Origin of the sequence: Cryobacterium sp. Y29 (genome assembly GCF_002929825.1) — a bacterium.
In the GTDB taxonomy this organism is placed as follows: domain Bacteria; phylum Actinomycetota; class Actinomycetes; order Actinomycetales; family Microbacteriaceae; genus Cryobacterium.
In genome coordinates this window covers 1-22,144 of sequence record NZ_PJJN01000035.1, presented here as the reverse complement: position 1 = coordinate 22,144, position 22,144 = coordinate 1, and the positions used below count along the sequence as shown (strand labels likewise).

Genomic DNA, 22,144 nt, shown 5'->3' with positions numbered 1-22,144 from the left:
TAGAGAAGAAAGAAATGGTTGCATGCTAGATCAACCCATATATGTCGCTACGATAATTATTTTGCTCCTCGCTGTCGGCGAGGTAATTTCCATTCTTTCCAGGGCGTGGATACCATCCCTGCTGATCATCTTTGTCGGATATCTCGTGCTGATCTGGACGGGCGTGCTGCCAGCCGATCTGGTTCCGAACTCTGCGTTGGCGGCAGTGGGTTCGCTCTTAGTAGCGGCAGTTATCACGCACATGGGCACACTGATCCCGATCAAACAACTCCGGTCGCAGTATAAAGCGGTCCTGATCGCACTCTTCGGAATCGTCCTCGGCGCTGGGCTCATTCTGCTGGTCGTATCGCCGATTCTCGGCTACGCCACGGCGGTGGCCGGAGCTGGGCCTGTGACAGGGGGCATCCTTGCCTACATCATCACAGCGGAGCGACTGACTGAATTGAACTTGAATTACCTCGTGGTCATTCCCGCCCTTATCCTGGGCGTGCAGAGCCTCATTGGGATGCCGCTCGCTAACATTCTCCTGCGCAAGTACGCGGTGAAGCTCCGCGACGGCGGCCATCTCAACACGACCTCCGTACAAAAACCGAGCTCAGCGAATGTCAGCGATGAATTCAACAGCGCAGGCCTCGTCGGAAAGGGACCCGCAATCGCCACCGACATACAGGCGCGCACGGCGACAGTCACCCAGACGAAGAGATTCCAGCTGCTCTCGGAACGCTTTCAAGAGCCGACCATCATCTTGATGCTTTTGCTGGCGTCGGGAAGCCTGGCCACCTGGCTGGGTTCCCTCACCGGCGTCAATTACGGAATCTGGGCACTTCTGATTGGGATTATCGGCCACGTGCTCGGCATTTTCCCGGCAAAAGCGATGCAACGAGCAAATGCATTCGGTCTCGCGATGGCCACAGTCATTGTCGTCGTCCTTGCGAGTATGAGCTCGGTCACATGGAACGACATGGTTCAGGGACTTTGGCCCGTGCTCCTCATCCTCGGTGTCGGCGGAACTGGCATTATCGGAGGGGGATGGATTGCGTCGAAAATATTGAAATGGGATCCGCTCAAAGGCATCCCCGTCGCTTTGACGGCATTGTTTGGCTTTCCAGGCGATTACATTCTCTGTCAGGAAATAAGTCGGTCCGTGGGTCGAGACGAACACGAACAAAAAGCGATTTTCGATGAGCTGATCACACCCATGCTTGTCGGCGGCTTCACCACAGTCACGACGGCGTCGATCGTGGTGGCATCCATTCTGGTGCAGACCATCTAACGTAAAAACAGTGATTGGATAATGCCTCACCCAGTCATTGTGCAAGGTTCCAGAACGACGGCGACGCCGAGGAATTCGAGGCGGATGGCGCGGGCTTGTTGATCCACGCCGCGGTGGGGCGGCGAGGATCTGCGGGTCGGAGTGCATGCTAAAGCGTTCCGGGTTTCGGGCGCGGGCTGCGGCCAGCGTGCTGCGGGCTGCGGGCTAGACCGTTCGCGGGCTTTGGCGGCGGCGAGTCAGTAGTGGACATCGGCGGGGTGTTCAGGCCGATACCGGTATGCCGTTGGGAGTGGTTGCGGCCCTCGACGAAGGTGTCCATGAGCTGGGGGGCGTCGCCCATGGTGCCAAAATTTTCGGGGAATACCGGGGGAAACTTCGACGTCTTGAAGCATGCCTCTGAGTACGGATTGTCGTTGCTCACCCGGGGCCGGGAGTGCGATTTGGTCACTTCTAGTTCAGAGCGGAGTGCGGCGACGGTCTTGCTCGTCATAGACGTGCCCCGATCTGCGCGGACGACCTGCGGGATGCCATGGATGGAGAATGTTTCCGTACATACACGCCCGCATCGAGCAGCTGCGCGTAACTCTGGATCGGCGGCAAGTCCACGAACGAAGCCGAGTTCACCACCGCCAGGATCCGGGCCCGCTCGAGGACATCGAGTCGGTTTGCCGGCACCACTATAGGTCGGGCGGCCCGGATGCGAGGCAGCGCCGGATAATCTACGAATCCACACGCCACCCATATCCTTCGCCCACATCAACGGCTATTTCACCTTTGATCAGTCAGCTCTGGGTATCACCAAAAAAAAGACGGTGCCGCCTCGCTGAGGCCGATGGCATAAGCGGCTGCGAGTTCGTCAATCTGCGGTTAGGACCACTCGGAATCGGGCGTCACCGGACATCATGCGATCAAAGCCTTCAGCCGCCTTTTCAAGCGGATAGGTCTCGATCATCGGACGAACACCGGTCAGGGCGGCAAAACGGAGAGTGTCCTCTGAATCCTTCGCTGTTCCCGAGGCATGCCCGGCTACGGAACGACTACCGATCACCAAGTCCACGGCACTCACAGCGAGGGGCTCCTGCGGGACGCCGACGACGATTAGTTGTCCCCTCGGTTCGAGTCCGGGGACGGTTACAGACATGGCGTGGGCATCGGTAACGGTGGCCAAGACGACGCGCGCGCCGCCAAGCTTCATCAGTTCCGCCGCGACGTCGTTGATGGTGCTGTCGATGTAGTGGTGGGCACCAAGGTCGCGGGCGAATGCTTCCTTCTCGGCACCGCGTGCGATCGCAACCGTCTCGAAGCCCATCTTGGCCGCGAACTGCACCCCGAGGTGGCCCAGACCGCCCAGTCCAAGGACAGCGACGACATCCCCGGACTGAGCACCACTGCGGCGCAGAGCATTGAACGTGGTCACTCCGGCGCACATCAGCGGAGCCGCATCCGTGAATGCGAGAGCGTCCGGTACGGCCGCGAGGGCATCGGCGGGGGCGAGCAGGTATTCAGCGTAGCCGCCGTCCGTGGTCAGCCCGGTGACCTTCCCCACAATGCAGGAAACAAAATCCCCGCGCCTGCATGGGGTGCATGTGAAGCAGGCTCCGCCAAACCATCCCACCCCCACACGCTGGCCCGCTGACCACTGCGAGACGCCCTCCCCAAGGGTTTCGACGGTCCCGGCAACCTCATGTCCGGGAACACGGGGATAGGAAGAAGCCAGGCCTGCGGCAGGCATGACATCGCTGTGGCACACACCACTGGCCGCGACCTTCACGAGCACGTGTCCGGGCAGAACGTCGGGAAGATCGTACTCGGCGAACTCCAAGGCAGTATTGGGGGCGGAAAATCGTACAACTTTCATAATGACGAATCCTTTCATGATGACCGTTGGGGCAAACGACTTTGTTCAAACGCAGTATGACGGCCCTTCCTGACGAACGGATGATATCGCCGGTATTCCGGGAGATCTTTCACAGGACGGAGGGCCCTAGTCCAGAATGCAACATTGGAGTAGGTGACGTCCTCAAAAACACCTCACGCTTAACCTCGACACGGGCAACTGCACTGTCTGCGAACCGACACCGTTTTCTTATGCGCAAGCGGTGTTCCGCTTGTGCAGACAACCTCGCTGAGGATTCCCCGGCGACCGTCGCCCAGGCCATCATGGATTACCGGGCAGATGAGCCGGCACACGGCTACCCCTGCAGAACCTGCCGGTCGGGATCGGTCCCACACGACGCAACCGCTCAGCGGTGGCCTGCGCCACAACACCGTCAGCCGTGCGTCCTCCTGCTGCCCCGCCTGAGTAGCCCGACTTTTGAAGGGACCTCAATGATGTTCTCAACGGAGATGTGCCGGTCGAGTCTCGCGAACGGTCGTGACCGGGACACCGAGGAGTTCTTTTACTACTTCAGCAGGGGACGGACCACCGGTCCTTCCTCCTCTGGAAATCGGTGGCCGTGGCGGGAGGATTTCCGTACCAATCCTTTAAAGACCCCGTCACCTAGTGTTTCAGTCAGTGAATCTTGTGGCGATACGTCCGAGAGGCCCAAAGTCTGCGACAATTCGCCCGACCGCTAACGGCTGGTGCTGGCTCGTGGAGCCCGTCCAGCCACCGACCACGTCGGAAACGCGGAAGCGGATCTCCCGGCCGACTCGAATGCTGGAGGGCGCACGGCCGTCGGTGCGGAGGTTGTAGATCGCCTGCGCCTGCACGCCGACATATTCGGCAAGCTCACTTGTCGCTAGGACTGGCTCCAGGCCGAGCCCATAATGTCGTTCATTATCCATAACCCGTAAGTACCGAGGTCACTCCAGACGACTCGAACTGGGTCGTGCACCTTCACTACCAAGAACCGAAGATGGTGGAAAATTTTGAATAAACGTTGGGTGCGTCAAGTCTTGGCCTTTCGGTACAGACAAGAAACCCTGATCAGAATTAATTTGCAGTAGCGCGGCCGGGACTTGAACCCGGGACCGACGGTTTGCGCCGGGGCTATTTCGGCTGATACTTGGCCCGGATTTTTACCTCGGTTGATCTCGACTTATCTCGCTCTGATCAGGACGTTCTTGCGAGAGATGTCAACAACATTATCTCAACACCTCGGCCTATCTCGGAGTGTCTCGAGGTAATAAACGTTGAATAAGCGTGCGCGCATCAAGTCTTGAAAGACAGCTCCTTCCTCCATGTCGCAGACCCCGGGCGACCACAGCAATAGGTACGCCTGTTCAACCACCAGATCGTACGCGAAGTCGTCGAGGATCACCAGGTCGACAGCGGTGATCGTGACTCGCCCGGCGTCGCGCAACTGAGCGGTTCCCCCGTTACCTTGTTCGTAAAACCTCATGAGACAACTAGGGCGGCTCACGGAGCGGGCCAGTTGACGATTTGCACAAGATCCCGACTGAGCTAGGCACTGAAGCGTTCTTGGTGCACGATCCTGCTGGCGGATCCGCGAACGTGCTGGAGCGTTAGCTCCGTTCAGCCCGTGACCGCGTTCGCATTCTCCGCGAGGCCCTGAAGTCCAGAGTGAATCCCTCGCCAAGGGTTCCAGGAATCATCCAGGATGCTCGAATGGACTGAACTTGCCTGTCGTCCACCATCACACCGTTCGGACCCGTCGCGGCGTCAAGGAGCGGTTCGAGCCCGCTGTCGAGGTCCGTAACTACGCGCGATTGATAGCGACGTCGTGAACAGCTACCTTCCTGGTGCCGCCACGATCGTCAGGAAGATGGTCAAGAAGAAGGCCGCAAATTGGTTCTTCGCGGATTCGGACCGCATCGTGCGAGACAGGGTATGGACTGCTGACGAGAACCCTACTCGTTCTTCTTGGCTTCGTAGTATGCGCGACTGTAGTCAATGACCTCGGGGTGCTTGCCGAACATCTCCCTGAGGTATCCGTACTTCTGGAAGAAGATGGTCTTCTCTTCGTCGGTCTTGAAGCGGTCCTCAGTTCGCTTCCCTGGCGTTCTGATATTTTCCTTGCCATCGAAGAACCGGGTGCTTTTCCCCTGCCGGTACTTCACAGGAGTGCCGTTTTCGATGTAGTAGCCGGATGAAACGCCGTGGATTTCGCTACCCGTACGTTCGCCATCATAAGCACCGTTGGCCAGCGCTCGTAGAATGTCCGCGATTCCCATCAGCCTTGTCTTCCCGTCCGGTTGACTCCCGCGGCGTGCCGGGAGAGCGTGTTGCTGGTGTCAGCCCGCTCGGTCGAGGGGGGTTGGTTAGAGCGTAGTCGACCTGCTCGACCTCAAGTCGTCGAGCGAGCCGTGCATGCGTTCGGTGTTGAACCAGCGCGCTCACGGGCGGTGCCGATCGCGACGTGGGAGACGCGCAAGGGCTCGAGAGCCTTGCCGATAAATCAAAATGTGAATATTCTTTGCCCTTATAGACAGTCGGCACCCACCCGCCGGGGCTACTGACGCTCACTACGCGCCCCACGGGTTGCTTCCCTGTTGTGGTGTGAGAATTGGACCGCCTTGCTCATGAGCGCCGTCCACCCGAAGAGGGCCTTCCAGCCGCCACCTTTCCTACGACAGAATACAGCCGGCGATTAGGGCGAGGTCGTCTCAATTTTTCGTCGTAATCCTCCGGAAAAGAGAATCAAGCAAAGGAGCTCAACTGTCCACGAAATCGTCCGGATATGCCGACGCGGTCATCCCGGGAGAGAGTTTCCGCTCTCGTGAATCTCGCGCCTCCAGCGAAGCAACGTTAGGCGAGCAACTCGCGCGACTGGCAGCTGATGCCGATTCACACATCCGCGACATCGTTGCGGGCAACCGATCTGCCCCAGGACGCACGCTTATACAACTGGGAAGTGACCCCAGTGCGGACGTTAGGTGCTCTGTCGCCTACATACCCTTCAACGCCGGGCGTTTTCCTCTCGAAAATGGCGCGGGAAGAAGTCGAGCGGGTTCGGCAATGGGTGGCGTTGAACCCTGCCACCCCGGGGGAGCTCCTGCGCAAGATGTCGCAGGATGTAGCGCTCGACGCCCGAGCGTGCGTTGCGAAAAACGCCTCTTCGCCAACTGACGGCCTCCGGCAACTTGCATACGACGATGCATGGGACGTTCGTCGCCACTTATCAGAAAACCCCTCCGCTCCCGTCGAAGTACTTCGCGAGCTATCCCGCGACAAAAGCCAAAATGTCCGCGTCCAAGTGGCCGAGCACTCAGCCACGCCTGACGACGCGCTCCGCAATCTAGCTAGGGATCCCGGACCGCTTGTACGCGCCGCCGTTGCGGGCAATCCTTCAGCAACTGCGCTCACCCTCCACATCCCGTGCAAAGACAGGGACGATGCTGTCGCCCTACGCGTTGTTGGTAATCCCTCCTCTCCCTTGGACATGCTCCGAGGATTTGCCCACGATGAGCGACAGCTGACTCGCGCGCGGCTGTGCGAAAACGTGTCGACGCCGGTCGACACACTTCGCGAGCTTGCTCGGGATCACGACCCTCACATTCCTGTTTGCGCGGGTCTGAGCCCTCGAATGCCGGTGGAAACTCTTCGCGAACTCCTGCTGGATGAAGTTTCTTGTGAGTCACCTGCCACGGTCACCGCGGGCGGTGCCTACCTCGTCCCCGGGATGTTTATTTGCCCAGTCCGCACTTTTGTCGCCCGGAACGCTGCGGTCCCCGCGAGCGATCTCAACCAGCTGTCCCAAGATGGGGACTTCCGGATGCGTGAATCCGACGCGGCTAATACGTCCACTCCAGTTGAGATTCTTCGAAAACTCGAACGAGACGAAGACAACAGCGTGCGGGCCGCGACAGCAGGAAATCCGTCCGCGACGACCGAAATTCTGCAGGATCTTGCCGGAGATACATCCGCTCATTGCGCCATTATGAACAATCCATCAACACCGGCTGCTTTGTTTGAGACGGTCGAGTCGCTTATGTGGGAGGAAAACGCTTTTGATATGGACTGGATAGCTCCCCCGGATCACATCTTGGACGCGTGGGCGATGGACCCAGACCCGTACTTCCGGCAGCTTGCTGCCGCAAATGACGCAACATCCATCGACATCCTGACTCGTCTCGCGCGCGACGCGGCGTGACGTGCGCCTCATCGTCGCGCAGACCAAATCAACCCCTGCGGTCGTACTCGCCATCCTCGCCAGCGACGCGAATCCAGAGGTTCGCAATGCTGTATTGGTCCGGATTTCATACGACAGCGACCCTGCAGAGGACCTGCTCGACGTCCTCGCCAACCACGCGAACCCCGAATTCCGAAGTGATGTCGCGGACCACGTTTGGACGACGGCTGACGTCCTCCGGAGGCTGGCAAGGGACACGACAACGTCAATACGGCTGAGCGTCGCCTGTCACACCTCGACACCGATTAATGCCCTTCAGGAGTTGTCGGGAGACAAGGAAGCTGAGGTACGGGAATTCGTTCGGCTGGCCGTCGCCGAGAACTTGGCCGCACCAGCAGAGTTGCTAACTCTGCTCCAGGCTGATTCTGATCCCGCGGTGAGTACAGCTGCCAAATTCCATCTGAACGCGACGCGCATATAATTCCGCAGGAATCGCTCGATAATGGACAAGGAGGCGGACCAGATCCGCGCGTTCCGCGTCGGACAGGCCCCCTCACTATGCTCCTGCCGACCCGTGAAGGCTTTGACCCACCGGCCCCAGGATTGCTCCTTGATACTGAGCCCGCGGGCGACGACAGCGACAGCCCGACGGGTGTTGATCACGAGCTTCACGGCCCCGTTTCAGCACTCAGGGGTGAAAGTCCCGATGTGAACTTGCCATAGTGAACAGTCTCTCTTGTGAGGTGTCCACACAACGGGGTCAAGGCCACAAGCTCGTCGTTGACACTCAAGACCGCCTGCTCCACTTCACGCGGGTGCCGTCACCAGGTGTAGTGCTGCTTTGGCAGCGCGGATCGTTGCCGTGCAACCTTCCAAGTTCCGCCAACCGAGGCGCCAGAGACTGTTTTCAGCACAACTTCGACCGGCTGTGTTCCAAACTTCGTGATGCCGCTAGTCACGTGAATTACTCTGAGTCCATTAGGGGTTTGAATCGCCCAGGATCCTAGGACCTCTCGGGCACTTCCTGCGAAGTTTGTCGCTTTTTTCAACTCATCGTCGGGATCAGTACCCTCCACGGGATCGCGGGCCGATCTGCCAATGAATTCCAGAGTGGTCAACGCATCTGACGGAGTTTCTGAAGGGGTACCCACCGGTTCGGTGGCCGCTTCCATAGGCGTACCGGCGAGTTCAGCAATCCAGTCGTCGACAGGCTTCCCCCGACGCTTCCCGATCGCAACTTGGACTCGTGCTGCGGCTATTTCAGAACGCTTCACTTTGCCGCTCCCTGCTCAGTGGGGAGCGCAGCGGATGAGATGTCGTCGAGCAGCTTCTCGTCGAACGCACTCACTCTGAACCCCGATTTCTTCATCTCATCCTCGTCCAAAAGACGCTCCATTGCGAGTAGGCCGGCCATTTTTTTGTCGTCATCGGTATCAAAAGCATTGTCGATGGCCCAAACCATGCGGTTCCAGAGCTGATCACTTCGGTCACTTTTGTGCTGCTGGTATACGTTGATCCCCACGCCACTCAAAGCAAGAACCGCGATGAGCACAGACACCAAGATCCCCAATGAAGGCGCCCAAGGATCGCTATTTGACTCATACGCCGAGATGCATCGGCCCAACTCATCAAGGGCCGCTCGGATCGCCAACGGACTCACGTCACAAGAAGTACTAAGCAGCATGTGGCCAAGCTACCCTATTTGGGTAGCAGTACGGCCTGCGGTTTCCCCGGCTTTCGCAGCCTCGGGTTCAAGCCACTCCACCAATCTAAACTCCAATGGATTCTTGCCCCGCGGTTCAATCTCTAGCGCCGTTTCATAGCCACCGAGCCATCCCCTCGGTCCTGAGCGTTGTTACAGCGGGAGCGGTCGACTCAATGTCGGTGGGCGTGGTTGACGTCGACACGATCCTCCTTCCACCTCTAGCACCACCAGCGCTAGCACCCAGTCAGAGATGAATTTCGACGGGTTCCACGCTAACCTCTCGGGTAGAGCGTCGATGGTGCGATTCGAGGACGGCAACAATCAAGACCGCCAACTGGCCATGACTGCGGCGCCGCCCGATCTTTGATCACGCAATTCGTCACGGGAGGACCGAATCAGCTCACCAACTATCTGCCGTCTTGCGACTTCCGCAATAGGAGTCGTCAAGATGCGCGCCTCTCTACCGCGCTAACCGAGAACGGCCGATCCAGATCTGGTTTCTAACTATTCTGCGCCCGGGACTCTGTGGCTCCCGCGGCGCGTATGAAGCGCGCGGTCGATTGACATTTAGTTAGCCGCGTAGCTTGCCAAATAGCTGTCGAGATCCTGAACCGACAATTGATGAGCACGAAGAAGCGCTGTGACCACGCTTGCAGATTGCCAACCGTCGGTGGCTAGTGCAGCCGCAAAGGCTCGGACATTGGAAATCAGCTCGCCCAGCTTGCGTGGTGTGAGAACGCGCATTCCCGGTACGGCTGTGGAGCCGGGGCCCAACGCACGCGCAGGATGCACGGTTACCGGAACGGGAGTTTCACCATTGACGTAGTGCTCGCCGAACCAATTGATTGAACCCGCCAGCTGATTGACATCCTTTTTGGCGATGAAGTTTGTAGTCACTCCTGTCTTTGCCTCCACCACCCAATATCTTGTTCCGTCCAGTGCCCACAGATTATCGGGACCGTCGCCGAGGTCCTTCTCCGGACGAGAGGCATTGAGCCCGAGGAGCAGTCCCAGCTCCAGGAAGGATGCCTCGAACTCCTCGGTCCGCTCGCCGAAAGCGAGATCGCCCAGCACAGTCTCAAACCCGAGCACGAGATTCGTCGGCGACTGGAAGTTCCCTGACAGCACTCCCGATGCTCGTTGGCCTTGCATATCGGACGACGGTAGCGGAACATAGGGAGCTGTCACGATCGGCCGCAGCACATCTGCATTCAGCGCGCGGGCTCGGCCCAAAATCTGCTGCGCCTCGTGGGGGTTACGGTGATCCACATACATCGCCAGCTGCTCGAGCAGCCAGCCGGTGGTTCGTGGATCATCCATCGCTTCGGCCGCCGCCCGAATAATGCTCTCCGCTGCTGGCATATTCCCGGCCAACGCGGCGTCAAATGCACCGCGCCGCGCAATCGCCTCCGGGCCGACGTAACCGGGTTTCGGCGTTAGACCACTCAACGCATTCTTCGCCAACTGTATCCAGCTCGGGTCGCGGGTGAGCGCCTGGTTGGCAACCTGCAAAATACGTGCCAAAGGCATGTCGGCCAGATTCCGCGCAATGTCATTTGAAAGGTTAAGCTGGGCCTGGGTAGCCGGGCTGAACCGAGCCACCGTGTCCGGGTGCGCAATTAGCTGGCTGAGGCGCGGACCGAGTAGAACCACGAGGCAGTGGTCCTCGTTACTTCGCACGCCACGGCCCATGCCTTGCTCAATGCGCTGAATCTGACGGTCATCCGTCCCAATCGTCCGTGACGTCAGTTGTGATTCAAGACGTTCCTCAGGGTTGAAAGCCTCAGGAAGCCCATCCAAAACGAGAATCCGGCATGCATCCCCCGGAAGGTCGATCCCATCGTACTTATTGACCAGGACGACGAGCGTGGTGCTTTTCTCGCTGACCAACTTCTTCATGACGGGTCCAATTTCCCGTGCACCGACAACATCATCGGCAAGCCCGTCCCACTGCGCGGCCGCACGCCAACTAGGCGACAGCACAACAACATTGTGCCTCTGCGACAGCTCTTTGAGGGCATTTCGAACGTCGGTGGCTTCGATGGTCGGGTTAATTTCCTGAGGAGCAAGTATCATGCGCTCACCAATATCACCAGCCGTCTCGGGCGTAATCGGGTCGGCGACGCTATCCGGGTCGGCATCGAAGTCGGTCACCAACACTCCGTCGTCTGCCAGCGTCGCCGTCAGATAGATACGGTGATGCGCGCCCAGGAAATTAGAAACATGCTGGATGGGCGGACAAGGGGGCGTGATAGTGAGTTCGATGCCTGAGAATACGGCCCGGCAAAACGGAAGCGATTCCTGCACGGCCGGCCACTCGTAATCGATGTCACTGGAATTTGCGTGTTGGCGCAGGATCCGCCGCACGGCGTTGATCTTCTCACGCCACGTCCAGAACGGCACCCGCGCGAGAGCGCCGTAAACCCTCTCGGTCACGTCCAAGAAGGCATTAGGACTGTAGCTCTCCAGATCACTTGCGAAGAGGTTTAGGAGAGCCTGAAAGGCGGGATTCTCTGCCGGGATCGACAGTGACAATTTCCTCCGTGTCGTGGCGATCGCCGCGTGGGCGTCATCAATTACAACGGAGCCGATTGGCGCTGGAGTCCGAGGGCTGCGGGATGCAGAAAAGACCGTTCTCCCGTTGACGAGTTTATGAGCATTTACGACGCAGATCGCCTCGCTGCGCAGGTAACGGGCGTCATCCGGATCGGTCACGGTCGCCAATCCGAGCTTCTCCGCTTCGGCAATCACTTGCCCCACGAGGTAAGGATCGGGTGCCACGTACAAAGCTGGTCCTTGCTTCTCATTGAGCAAGCTCTGCAAAATGATCAGCCCGTCGATAGTCTTGCCACCACCTGTATTGACCTTAATAACTAGATCTCGTGTGTCCCGGCGTTCATGCCATTGTTCAAGAACCTGCCCTTGGACAAGCCGAAGATAGCCATACCCAGCGGCCTTATTCGGCAACGCCTCGTAGAGTTCGCTCGGCCTAATCGGTACCGCCGCGGTCCGACTGGCCAACAGCCTGCCGAAGTCGAGGCCACCACCCGGCGAGCTGTCTGGTATCAACATGTTCGCAAACCTACAGGATCAGGCATCGCCGGAGCGACGATGCGTGAGGTAGTCCGCCGGCGAACCGCTCGCGGGCAAGAGACCATGAAGGCTTCGGCGAATTCGACCGGTCGTCGCCACAATGAGTATTTCAGGCCCTGGCACTAGTCGTTGCATGGCTTGAGTAGATGTAAGCCAGCCGAGGGTTTTGCGGGATCGATGGTTGAGATCGGTCGCGACGTCGGGCAGCGGCTCGGGCGAACGAACGGATAAGTCGTTGCCTATGGGGAAATATTGGCGCAGCAGCCCGTTGGTGTTCTCGGTGGCGCCCCGATGCCGCGGCGAATTCGGATCACAGAAGGAGATTGCAATCTTGGTGGCATCGTGATCTGCGGGTGCTGATGGTGACCCGCCCGGGTGTCGCAACTGCCCGGTTCAACCACCCAATACACGAAGGATCCCCAATCATTGTTGCGAGGTACCGCCTACACGGAGCCCATACCGCCACCCGTCGCAACCCGTAGCCGTGCCGAACGGCACAGCGCTAACTCTTTCCATTATCGACACTTACGACCCCACAGGAGTCGCCGCGTTCAATTCCAAGGGTCCTCCGCCGATCTGTGCCGAACGCGAGCTGCCGATGGAGGAAGTCATGCACGGCCGCGTCAACAAGTGGGCCTAGGTGCGTGATACCTGCCCCAAGCGTATCCACCCCACGTTTGAGGAGCTCATCGACCCCGAGATGCTCATCGTCAGTGGCAGGCCGGACTGCTACCGCTGCCACCAGCGCCGCGACATGACGCGTGTCGGGAACCTCGTGCGCTTCGAGTGCTCGAACCCGAAATGCAACAAATTGTTGCTCCTGATGAGCGCCAAGAACAAGCGCGTCCGTGCCCTCGCTGCGCAAGGCGCGGCAGCCACCCCTCGTCCTGGCGACCCCGGCATCACAGCAAGAGTCTCCAGCACGACGGCCACCCCGCAATCGACGGTCGCTTCTGCAGGCCGCCCCGCCGCTCGACGCCCGTCGACTGGATCGCCAAGATAGCCGCACTGCGCGACCACACGAGCTGGCCGCCGAGTCGGCGCACTCGATGAGTTCTGTCGTTTACAGACACTCTGGTCGAATTGGGCAAAATCGGGGCGCCTGGCCGGGTGGCGTCACCGACTTGTAACCATGGGTTACAAGACGGAAAGCCTGCAGCCACCCCGCCTTGACAAATTCGGCAGTCGTGAAAGCCCAAGTCGTCAAGCCGCGAGACGTCCCGCTCTCGTAGATGTCATTCTCGGACTCGTCCAGTGGAAACTTTTCAACGACCTTGGCCCAGAGCACCGGCCGAGGCAATGGCTCAGCAGCGGATGAGAAACTCGAGTGCTGCACGGGCTCGCGCCGCCTCTCTATTTGTCGTGATCACAAGAATCTCCTCAGAATAACGATTCCAAGCCCCGACGCACTCCGGCGGTCTACCTCAGCACCGTTCGAGTCTGTTCGTCCAGCCTAAGCCGCGAATTGGGCAACTCACCGCCCGACTGACCCGAGCGCGGTGTGCGAAACTAGCGGCCGCAACCGCAGCGCCCAGCATGAATAGAACGTGCCTAGCAGCTTCCCAGATTCTGGCCGTCCGACGAGCAATTCGATCACAAACGAGTCACAAAGAATTTGACGAACGCGTCTTCTCTGACCCAGCAGGCAATCCGCTGGCTCAAGCACAGCGGCACGACGCGGGACGTGACCCCGGCAAGGCAGCCTAGTCGGTCACCGGCTGGGTATTTGAGGGTGGGGGCCGTCCAACATGGGCGTAACAAATCTTCTGATCGAGGGTAAAAAAACAGCGGGCTGTTCCTAGAACTCACGGGCGGCGGAATCCCTGAGCAGACTTTGGTCGCTCTCTTGCACATCTCCTGCGCTCCACCAAATAGTCCTCTACCGGCCGAGCAACGTGGCCAACTCGTCGAGCGACTCCCCCGTAATCGTGAACTACTCCGTGTCACCCTCAAATAGGGTCGCGAGCTCGTCGAGTTCGACGTCCCAGCCCTCTCGGTTCTGCTCGAGACGTTCGCGACGGTAGCGGGTTCCGCCGGGGAGTGTGTCGAAGCCCGATTCGATCACCGTGACATCCGTCCCGGAACCAGCATCGGCGATGGTGAAGCGCACGTGCGTCGAGTACTCGTCTAGCTGTTCGGCGGGGATTCCCGACCAACGGAATCCGAACGAGCCGTCGGGCACGACCTCGGTGATTTCGATCGGGAAGCTGCCGTAGTCATCCCAGTCGATGCTGCCAGTTGCGCCGGGCTCGAGCGCGGCGAACCTCACACCGTCGCCAAACCACTTGACCATCACCTCGGGGTCGGTCAGCGCCTTCCAGACTTGCCCACGTGAGGCTTCGATGTGCACGGTGCGGGTCACGGTGTGCCCCTTGATTCTTGCGTGATCAGACACGATGTTTCCTTCACGTTCAAGCCGAGCGCAACGGGACATTGCCCGTCGAGCGGCACATCAACAAGTTCTGCAAACGCACCTCATCGAGCCTACCCATGATTGCGTATCTGTTCACGGCCGAGCGAGCGCCGTGAACGCAAGGGGCAACGCATCAGAGGTCGGTCATTGGGAGCCCAGAGCGCATGGACGCCTCACGAGGTCAATCAGTCGCCTAGTGTGGTTCCTGCCTAGTCCAGCACCGGCATTCGGAAGAGCCAGGTTTGCTCGGTCCTTTCGTCGCCATCGACTACGAGAGCGCCCGTCGATGAACCGATTGGTCTACCACGTCGTGAGATTCGAGCGAGGCCGCGATGTGGAGGCCCGCGATGCGGACGGCGGTCCGAGCATCCGCTTTGGTCAACCTGCTCGTGGGCACGCGTTCGATGACGTCCTGCAGCGCGAGCTGCACCACCAACGACTCGGCCGGCACCCGCGGCATCCCCCGATGTGCCCGCGCTCGATTCTCCATCTCTGCCTTGGCGTTCAACCGCCCATTGTCTTGGTGCAAACGCACCAAGATGGCCTTCATAAGCTCATCCATCTGCTGATGCCGCTCTTCCCGCCGCACCTCAGCTTTCGTACTGCGCACTGCCGCTGCGACGTCGCGACCCGTCAGGAGGTCGACCCGGCGCATCCGCTCTGCAACTACCTCGACGGCTCGGGCGTACACGACGTCCTCCACCGACACCGGTGGAAGCCCAACGCGCGCCCGTGACGACACGTAGGCCTCGGCGAACTCGCGCATGCGGGCACCATTCTTCAGCATGTGCTCGGTCAAGGATTCAGCGAACACCGTGAACTGGCGCAGGTGTTCGGGCCGCGACGGGTCATTGAAATACGCGTCGGCCTCGCGCTCGTTGGCCCGGCGCTCAGCCGCAGTCGCCGCGTGTAGAAGTTTCGGCGGGAGCCCGGCCCGGCTCAGGCTGCGCTTCAGTCGTCTCGCTGCCGCGTTGGCCTCCAGCTCTGACTGGTAGACCTCCGGATCACTGCGCCGGTTGCGCTGCAGCTCGGCCCGGCGTTCCTTGTTGCGCTCGGCCCACTGCCGGGTGATCTGCTTGGTACGCTCGGGGTCAGCATCCCGCATGGCCGCAGCCCGGGCATTGACCTCGGCGCGACGGGCCTCGTAGTAGCGGTTGTAATACTCGCGTACCTTCTCGCGATTCTCCGCCACCCACTGCTGCTGATACTCACGCTTGCGCTCCGGATGCTCCTCCCGCCAGCGCTTCGCACGCTCCCTCCCCCGCGCCCGCACCTCCGCCTCACGATGCCGGCGAGCCGCGGCCCGACGCATCGAGTCCCGATTCAGCTCCCGGGCTCGGTCAAGATGTTGCGAACGCCAGAGCCGATTCAGCTCGCGGATCCGGTCGCGGTTCGCCGCCACGTACTGGCGCCGCTTCTCGGCCTCTTCATCAACAGACGGATGCTCCGCCAGCGCCTTCCGCGCCGCGGCGGCTTCTTCAGATGGGTCGTTCATGATCGCGTCTACTCGGCTGGCGGCGGGGCCAGCTCGATGACTAAAGCAAGCAGTTCAGAGCGATGCGCCGTCGGATTTGTGATCACACGCCCGACCACGACACCGAGCCGCTCGGCATCCTCGTCTCCGATCCCGGCGACGGGCTCCAAGCAGTACACGATGTCATTCTGCAGGTTACGGCCGTCATCGTCGACAGCGACCTCCGGATAGTAGAACAAAGCAGCCAAGGCGGTGCGGCTGAGCAGGTCGTCGAACTGCTCCTGCGGGATCGTCATACTGAAACCTCCTGTTGCGGCCCTGTGTGAGCCAATCATGCCGCTACCAGGAGGTACGCAGGCCGAGACTTGCCGTCAGCCGCACCCCGACACGAGCGTCGGCCCGTCGAAGTACTCGACGCCGTCGGCGAGCAGCGCCCGCGTCATGCGACGGCGGGCCACGGCTTCACGAACGTGCACCGCGATCAACTTCAGCAGGCTGATGGGCCCGATCAAAAGAAACTTAAGGGTGTTCCAGAGACACAAGATCACGAGCAGGTTCAGCCAACCTGGCCCACCGGCGTCGACCCGCGATCGGCAATAGATAGCTGCAAGCGCATACGGAACTGCGAGCAGCATCGCCGGCACGCCCCACTTCAGCCCGCGCCGCGTGTTGATCGCGTCGATCACAACGGCGGTCGGCATGAACCGGCGCAAGAAAGAGTAGCTGCGGGCGGTGGCGGCCAAAATGAATTCGAACATGGCGCGGCCTTTCAGATGTTCGGCAACAAGAACCTGAAAGGACTGAAAGTCATGCCATCGCAACGAGCGACCGCGCGTAAAATAGGTTGCCTAGAAACACTGTAGGTCTGGATGCCCGAGGGCGAAAGTGGCGCTCGCACATTTCAACTGGAAGACCGTCAAGATGTGTGACAAAAGCAGCCTGTGACCGAACACGATTCACCTTTAGATGGTGCGGTACATCGTTACTCGCACAAGGTGGAACCGTCACACAATAGGCACTCTTTGAGGGCCACGTCAATGGTTTGGGTTCGTGTGAAGCATGCAAGTACTACCTGGAAAAGACCGGAAAAGCAATCACGTTTCCCCGCCTGTCAGCGGTGACTGCCCAAGACTGCAACTTCCAACCGATGGATACGACTGCACTCAACTCGCCAGTCCACTCAGCAATCCCCGAGCTGTTGCCAGAGTTCATGCTCGGATAATTTAGAAGGGCTGAGAATATTGCGGCCCCTTCATTCCAAGCTTCATTGGCATCTTCGGTAATAGTGCTCTTTTTCGGACTGACCATGAATCCCATTAATTTCTCCTTCAGAAAGTTTCGTCGTAGTCCTCACACGCTAGCGTCTCGGGCGTTTCCGTTGTGTTCATTGTCCCAGTGCAGGCAGCCCACGTTACGGCCAGCAATCAGGGAAGTATTCGGGTGACGCATCAAGTCTCCGCGGATCTCGTACCCGAGATCGGGTACGGTGCCTCAAGCGGTGTCGTCGCCGTGCAGTTCGGACTCACCGTGTGGTGAACTCCCTCGTCAATCCTGCGGCGAGGGGCGACCGGGGAGCGATGTGGGTCAAACTCGCTGCCACGCGCTGCGCTGTTTCAAGTGCGGCATGCGCACAGGCGGCGTCGAGCTTCTGTGCCGTCGATTCCGGTGCCGCGCCGAGCGGACGGCCGCCGACGATGCCATAGCGGTCCCGGTAGGCCGCGACGGAGCATCCGTTTTGGCGCCAGGCTACGGCCGCCGACCCACGAGGCGCGGTCCCGAGGGCTCGAGTCCACTGCTCCCCCGCGAGCAACGCCTGATCGAGCACGGCGCTCGCACGCGACTCGATCAGGTCCGCGCGCTCGACCAGCGCCCGATGCATCGAAGCATCCATCGGCCCGATCGCACGCGGGATGAGCCCAGCAACGAGACGTGGCGTTTGGCGGGTTCGGCCTGCGCCCGTATCCCGCGACACGACTGCAGCGACCCTGGCTTGCAGCACCGCCGCAATGTCCTGCGCATCCTCGAACCCCCGGGCCGCGACCACGCGCGGCAGCAGGCTCCCAACGTCGACAAAGTGCGCCTCGGCCCGCCGCAACTCCGCGGTCAACGGCCCGAAGGCATCCGACGCAACCACCATCTCAGCCTGACCCGGCGAGAGACCGCTCGCGCGCACCACCGCCACCCACCGGTCGTGCTGCGCGGCCGCCGCGAGGGTCTCGTATTCCGCCGCGAGTTGCGCCACCGATCCCCAGGTGTCCTGCTCGGCCGTCAGCGTCTCGTGGGCGGACAGTTCGGCGCCGACGTGATGCAAAATGCCACAGAGGATGCTGCGCGCCGTCGCGTCCGCAGCGTCACCCGGCCGCGGCCCCACGTGAGCAACATCGGGCCGATCAATAGCGACATAGGCGGTGTTCGCCTCGCGACCCCGCGTCATCGCCACGTACAGGTTCTCGCGCGGCATGCTCGGCGCGACGACGACGTGCGCGGTGTCGGTCGTGATCCCCTGCGCCCGGTGCGAGGTGACCGCGTAGCCCAGCTCGACGTGCTGAGCGACGTACGACGCGGGCAGCAGCACCGTGCTCCCCCACCGGCGTCCTTGCCGTCGTACTTCGACCGAACCGTTCCGATGCACGCCGATCACATTCCACCGATCGCCGTTGCGCACCCAGCTGCGCGACGCATACAGCCGCCGATCGTTCCGGCGGGTGATGACCGTGTCACCGACGGCGGCGCGGGTTCCGTCGTGCAGGGCGACTTCGTGCAGCGCGTCGACACGACCCTCCAGAATCAGCTCGGTGCGAGCGCGCACGTTTAGCGCCGCGACGGCCTCGTTCGAGTCGCTGATCAGCACGGTCGACTTTTCCGAGCGGATGTCGGCGCGCCACGCCTCGTAGGCAGCATCCGCCATGGCCTCGGTGCTGCCATCGCGCAGGCGGTCGTGCGCGGCATACAGGTCGATCGAGTTGGCGTTACCCTGGCGCAGTCCGAGGGATGCCGTCTTTTCCCATTCGTGCACGAAACGGTGCACGTCGATGAGTTCGGGTGCATCCGCTCGATCGTGCACGAGCAGCGAGAACGCACCGCCCGCATCGACCGACTGCAGCTGCGCGTAGTCACCGACCAGCAGCACCTTCGCACCCGCATCCACAGCCAGAGCAGTGACCCGATCCAGTGGCATGGTGCCCGCCAAGGATGCCTCGTCGATGATCACGAGCTGACCGGCCCGAAACGACGAACCCTGGTCAAGATGGGTCTGCCACCACTTCGCCAAATTCTCCGTGGCAATGCCAAGGTCCGTGGCCAGCACCGTCGCGGCAGCGGCCGACGGTGCCAGCCCGACGACCGAGCCCGCTCCGTGCGCAGATTCCCACGCCCGCCGAAGCGCCTTCATCGCCGTCGTTTTGCCCGCGCCGGCCGGCCCCACCAGAACATCGATCACGCGGCCCGACCCGGCGATCGAAGAAAGCGCCGCGAGCTGGTCCTCGGCGAGCCGCCCGCCACCCGACAGCCGAGAATGCACAGCCGAACCGAGCGTCACACATGGTGCGGTCAGAAGAGCGGCGCGCTCCAGCAACCGAGTCTCGGCGTCGAGCAGCTCAGTCGATGTGAACACAACCGAGTGCTTCGGTCGAAACACCGACGTCCCGTCATCCCGCTGAAACTCCGCAGGGCTCACGGCGAGCTCTGGCGGGGTGAGGCGCAGGGACGCGCGCTCGGCAGCATCCACTATGAGCCCGACGACCGCTTCCCGATCGGAGGCCGATGCGAACCGATACGTCATCGTTTGGCGCGCGGCCTCGGCCGTGAGATTCCAGTGTCGCCAGGTGGCGCGCTTCTCGCTGACGGCCGTCATCACACTCACCCCGAGCGCATCCACAGCCTCGCGCGGCAGGTCCTCCGCCCGCAGCAACACCGGTGACGACACGGCGACCGGCAACACGTCGTCCGCGAGCACGCGTGCAGCGCGGTCCCGCCACTCCGCCGTGAGATCTGACAGCGAGTGCACCTGCTTCGCCGGCCGGGTGGCGAGCGTGGCCTGCGCGCGCAGCTTCATGATCGTCACCGGCGTCGGACGCCGCCCGTGAATGACCAAATACTCCTCGATCAGCCGGTCGGTCTCAACATCGATGTGCCGGGCCCGCGTCGAGAATTCCGCAACGAGCACCTCAGGGACGCCCGTCAGAGCCCACGCGGGGTGGCGGTCTCGCCCCCGCTCCCGCTGCTGCCACTGCACGCCGAGCGATCGGGTGAGCTCGTCGGCAAACAGAGTCTCGTGCAGTTCGGAGAGCGCCACCACGGCCTCGTGCATCGGCCGGCCGTCGAGCGAGCGCCATTTGTCGTCGAGCACGGTCTGCACCTTGTTGCTGATCACAACGTGCGTGTGCAGGTGCGGGTCGCCGGCCCGGCTGTCGAAATGATCGAACGCCGTCGCGATCAGCCCGGTCACACCGACCTGCGCCACGGCACCGCCCTGCGCCGTCGTGCCCGTGCGCGTCGCCGCCACCTCGCGCTCCATGTACGCCAGCACCTCGGCAACCGCCGCATGGTGCGCCGCCGCGATACGCTCCTGCGTAGCCGCATCCCCCACACCCCAAAGGATGCTCGCCGACTTCGGAATCGAAAACGTGAAGTCATAGCCAGCGACGGCGCGACGCCGCTTCTCGTCGGGCTCTTCCACAGCGGATGCCGCGGCCCGCTCGGCAGGTCCGCCACCGTCGTCGCGTGGCCCGTCCAGGGCGTGCGCGGCGGCGGTGCGATAGACCGGGTAGGCGCGACCGAGGGGCTCGCCGGTGACCGGATCGCGGCCCAACCCGATTAGCAGTTGCAACTGTGCCTCGGTGACGACATCGCCTTCAACGATGAAACCCTCACCGAGGCCGGGCAGGCCACCGCCCATCCACCGGCCTGGCGGCGTGCCTTCCTCGGTGTAGTACCGAGTGAGTGGGGTAGACAGCAGGCGTTTGCCGTCACCAGCGGCTACCGTGCGCAGCAGGTATTTGTACCCGTCCCCGGCACTCATCACCCGCATCGATACCGTCACCGCGCGCACCTCTACCTTCGTTACGAAGGTGCGCCGCGACCCTCAAATGGATTCCATGGACGCTTCTGCGTCACGGGAACTTGAACAGAGCGGTGCGAATATATTGTCCCTGAGTGGGCGTCCCATCCCTTGCGTGACGATGCCGGAAAAGTACGACGCCCCCGACTCCGAGCCGATCGAACATAGACTTTCTCGTCTTCGGTTCAACTATGTCTTCCCAGATTCGTTGTTTCCTCCGCGAGCCCCCCTCACGCTACAGGGACTAACTAGGTCTAACCCTTCGAGGGTCTGGCGACCAAAAGCAGTCTGTCAACTAAGCGAACAGTATTTTCGTGCATCAAAACTGCTCCGCCCACTTAGCTCTTGTGGAGTGTACAAGTTCACGCACGAGTGATGATCGATGATGCTCGAGTTTTATCAGGAGCTGCTCAGTTCCACCGGAGGGCCCCAGATGAACTAGGACTCCCGCCACTCGAGCAGCCAAACGAATTCCGGGTCTCTGGAGCATGCTCCCCAACAAATTGAATACTCGTGGATCGCTCTTCCCTTGAGCTATCCATTTCACTAGACCCGTTGCGACAGAGTCTCTTACCTTGGAGTTCTCGCCATGCCCCAAGACAAGGAGCGTAGCGAGCACTGTCTCGTCACCCTGATCGATCATGATGCCGACCGCAGCAACAACCTGCTCGCTTGAGCCAGCAAGCAACTCAAAGAGGCTCGTTTCGTCAAATTCGTCTGGATATAGTGAGGCAATCAGGAGAGCCGCGTCTCCTTGAACGCCCTTTCCCGGAGCAACGAGTCGGCAAAGCGCGCATCAGCTGGGGTCCCAGCAATCCGTTTCAGATCGTCGCGGATGCGCCGTGCGACCTCAAGTGGAATGCGATCCGCGTATGCATTCATCGTGAGCAGCCCCGGGGAGAGGTCCGCGGCGCCAATTTCGGGTTCCCCGATTGCCTCAATACATCGTTCCCATTCGGCGGCGTCTGGGAACCATACGTTGAGAAGGACCAGGCCGTTCATCGGGCTCACCCCGGAATTTGTCAAGGTGAATGAGGCCAGTGGGAGTTTAGGCGGCTAGTTCGAGTCGGTCATTCTCGGTGGGTTTGTCGG

The 22,144-nt window shown here is 60.9% G+C and carries 16 protein-coding genes and 1 pseudogene; 3 read left to right on the top strand and 14 right to left on the bottom strand.

Going from position 1 to position 22,144, the window contains the following annotated elements; translation table 11 throughout:
• Positions 1–61: 61 nt before the first annotated feature.
• Positions 62–1,273 (top strand): hypothetical protein, encoded by a 1,212-nt coding sequence (locus CXY74_RS11665; protein WP_199183215.1) that lies wholly within the window; start codon positions 62–64, stop codon positions 1,271–1,273.
• Between the two features lie 34 nt (positions 1,274–1,307).
• Here CXY74_RS11665 and CXY74_RS18025 read toward each other — a convergent pair.
• The 4 genes and pseudogenes from CXY74_RS18025 to CXY74_RS11640 form a co-directional block, all read right to left on the bottom strand.
• Positions 1,308–1,820: pseudogene (locus CXY74_RS18025) on the bottom strand (hypothetical protein); the annotation flags it as partial.
• 309 nt (positions 1,821–2,129) lie between these two features.
• Positions 2,130–3,131 carry an alcohol dehydrogenase catalytic domain-containing protein gene (locus tag CXY74_RS11655; protein WP_104200590.1) on the bottom strand — a complete coding sequence of 334 codons (1,002 nt, stop codon included), beginning with the start codon at positions 3,129–3,131 and terminating at the stop codon, positions 2,130–2,132.
• A gap of 650 nt (positions 3,132–3,781) precedes the next feature.
• The gene (locus CXY74_RS11650; RefSeq protein ID WP_104200589.1) at positions 3,782–4,060 is read right to left on the bottom strand and encodes an AlpA family transcriptional regulator; all 279 of its coding nucleotides are present in this window, start codon (positions 4,058–4,060) and stop codon (positions 3,782–3,784) included.
• Positions 4,061–5,086: 1,026 nt separating this feature from the next.
• Entirely contained in the window at positions 5,087–5,410 is a 324-nt protein-coding gene (locus CXY74_RS11640; protein WP_104200587.1) for a hypothetical protein, read from the bottom strand.
• A gap of 752 nt (positions 5,411–6,162) precedes the next feature.
• Here CXY74_RS11640 and CXY74_RS11635 point away from each other — a divergent pair.
• Together CXY74_RS11635 and CXY74_RS11630 are read left to right on the top strand one after the other, a co-directional pair.
• Positions 6,163–7,329 carry a hypothetical protein gene (locus CXY74_RS11635; protein WP_104200586.1) on the top strand — a complete coding sequence of 389 codons (1,167 nt, stop codon included), beginning with the start codon at positions 6,163–6,165 and terminating at the stop codon, positions 7,327–7,329.
• Between the two features lies 1 nt (position 7,330).
• On the top strand, positions 7,331–7,789 hold the full coding sequence (locus CXY74_RS11630) for a hypothetical protein (protein ID WP_104200585.1): 459 nt from the start codon (positions 7,331–7,333) through the stop codon (positions 7,787–7,789).
• Between the two features lie 340 nt (positions 7,790–8,129).
• Here the strand turns inward: CXY74_RS11630 and CXY74_RS17325 are convergent, their stop codons facing one another.
• The 10 genes from CXY74_RS17325 to CXY74_RS11580 all read right to left on the bottom strand — a co-directional run bounded on the left by CXY74_RS17325 (position 8,130) and on the right by CXY74_RS11580 (position 22,054).
• Positions 8,130–8,582: a hypothetical protein gene (locus CXY74_RS17325; protein WP_146070129.1), complete on the bottom strand. Its 453-nt coding sequence runs from the start codon at positions 8,580–8,582 to the stop codon at positions 8,130–8,132.
• A complete protein-coding gene (locus CXY74_RS11620; protein ID WP_146070128.1) occupies positions 8,579–8,866 on the bottom strand; it encodes a hypothetical protein in 288 nt (95 codons plus the stop codon). The genes CXY74_RS17325 and CXY74_RS11620 overlap by 4 nt, the downstream gene beginning before the upstream one ends.
• A gap of 714 nt (positions 8,867–9,580) precedes the next feature.
• A complete protein-coding gene (locus CXY74_RS11615; protein WP_104200582.1) occupies positions 9,581–12,085 on the bottom strand; it encodes a helicase C-terminal domain-containing protein in 2,505 nt (834 codons plus the stop codon).
• 1,954 nt (positions 12,086–14,039) lie between these two features.
• Positions 14,040–14,501: an SRPBCC domain-containing protein gene (locus CXY74_RS11605; protein ID WP_158252357.1), complete on the bottom strand. Its 462-nt coding sequence runs from the start codon at positions 14,499–14,501 to the stop codon at positions 14,040–14,042.
• Positions 14,502–14,787: 286 nt separating this feature from the next.
• Positions 14,788–16,014, bottom strand: a complete 1,227-nt coding sequence (locus CXY74_RS11600) for a hypothetical protein (RefSeq protein WP_104200579.1) — start codon at positions 16,012–16,014, stop codon at positions 14,788–14,790.
• Positions 16,015–16,022: 8 nt separating this feature from the next.
• A complete protein-coding gene (locus CXY74_RS11595; RefSeq protein ID WP_104200578.1) occupies positions 16,023–16,289 on the bottom strand; it encodes a hypothetical protein in 267 nt (88 codons plus the stop codon).
• A gap of 75 nt (positions 16,290–16,364) precedes the next feature.
• Complete coding sequence (locus tag CXY74_RS11590; RefSeq protein WP_104200577.1) at positions 16,365–16,751, bottom strand: sulfate permease; 387 nt, start codon at positions 16,749–16,751, stop codon at positions 16,365–16,367.
• Positions 16,752–17,061: 310 nt separating this feature from the next.
• Complete coding sequence (locus CXY74_RS17320; RefSeq protein WP_146070127.1) at positions 17,062–17,310, bottom strand: hypothetical protein; 249 nt, start codon at positions 17,308–17,310, stop codon at positions 17,062–17,064.
• Positions 17,311–17,515: 205 nt separating this feature from the next.
• Complete coding sequence (mobF, locus tag CXY74_RS11585; RefSeq protein WP_104200822.1) at positions 17,516–21,022, bottom strand: MobF family relaxase; 3,507 nt, start codon at positions 21,020–21,022, stop codon at positions 17,516–17,518.
• A gap of 765 nt (positions 21,023–21,787) precedes the next feature.
• Complete coding sequence (locus CXY74_RS11580) at positions 21,788–22,054, bottom strand: hypothetical protein (protein ID WP_104200576.1); 267 nt, start codon at positions 22,052–22,054, stop codon at positions 21,788–21,790.
• Positions 22,055–22,144: the final 90 nt, after the last annotated feature.

Coding starts and splice junctions, on each gene's coding strand:
- CXY74_RS11640 (WP_104200587.1), bottom strand. CDS start 5,410: ATGGGAATCGCGGACATTCTACGAGCGCTGGCCAACGGTGCTTATGAT.
- CXY74_RS11650 (WP_104200589.1), bottom strand. CDS start 4,060: ATGGATAATGAACGACATTATGGGCTCGGCCTGGAGCCAGTCCTAGCG.
- CXY74_RS11635 (WP_104200586.1), top strand. CDS start 6,163: ATGGCGCGGGAAGAAGTCGAGCGGGTTCGGCAATGGGTGGCGTTGAAC.
- CXY74_RS17320 (WP_146070127.1), bottom strand. CDS start 17,310: ATGGGATTCATGGTCAGTCCGAAAAAGAGCACTATTACCGAAGATGCC.
- CXY74_RS11655 (WP_104200590.1), bottom strand. CDS start 3,131: ATGAAAGTTGTACGATTTTCCGCCCCCAATACTGCCTTGGAGTTCGCC.
- CXY74_RS11615 (WP_104200582.1), bottom strand. CDS start 12,085: ATGTTGATACCAGACAGCTCGCCGGGTGGTGGCCTCGACTTCGGCAGG.
- CXY74_RS11600 (WP_104200579.1), bottom strand. CDS start 16,014: ATGAACGACCCATCTGAAGAAGCCGCCGCGGCGCGGAAGGCGCTGGCG.
- CXY74_RS11580 (WP_104200576.1), bottom strand. CDS start 22,054: ATGAACGGCCTGGTCCTTCTCAACGTATGGTTCCCAGACGCCGCCGAA.
- CXY74_RS11595 (WP_104200578.1), bottom strand. CDS start 16,289: ATGACGATCCCGCAGGAGCAGTTCGACGACCTGCTCAGCCGCACCGCC.
- mobF (WP_104200822.1), bottom strand. CDS start 21,022: ATGCGGGTGATGAGTGCCGGGGACGGGTACAAATACCTGCTGCGCACG.
- CXY74_RS11590 (WP_104200577.1), bottom strand. CDS start 16,751: ATGTTCGAATTCATTTTGGCCGCCACCGCCCGCAGCTACTCTTTCTTG.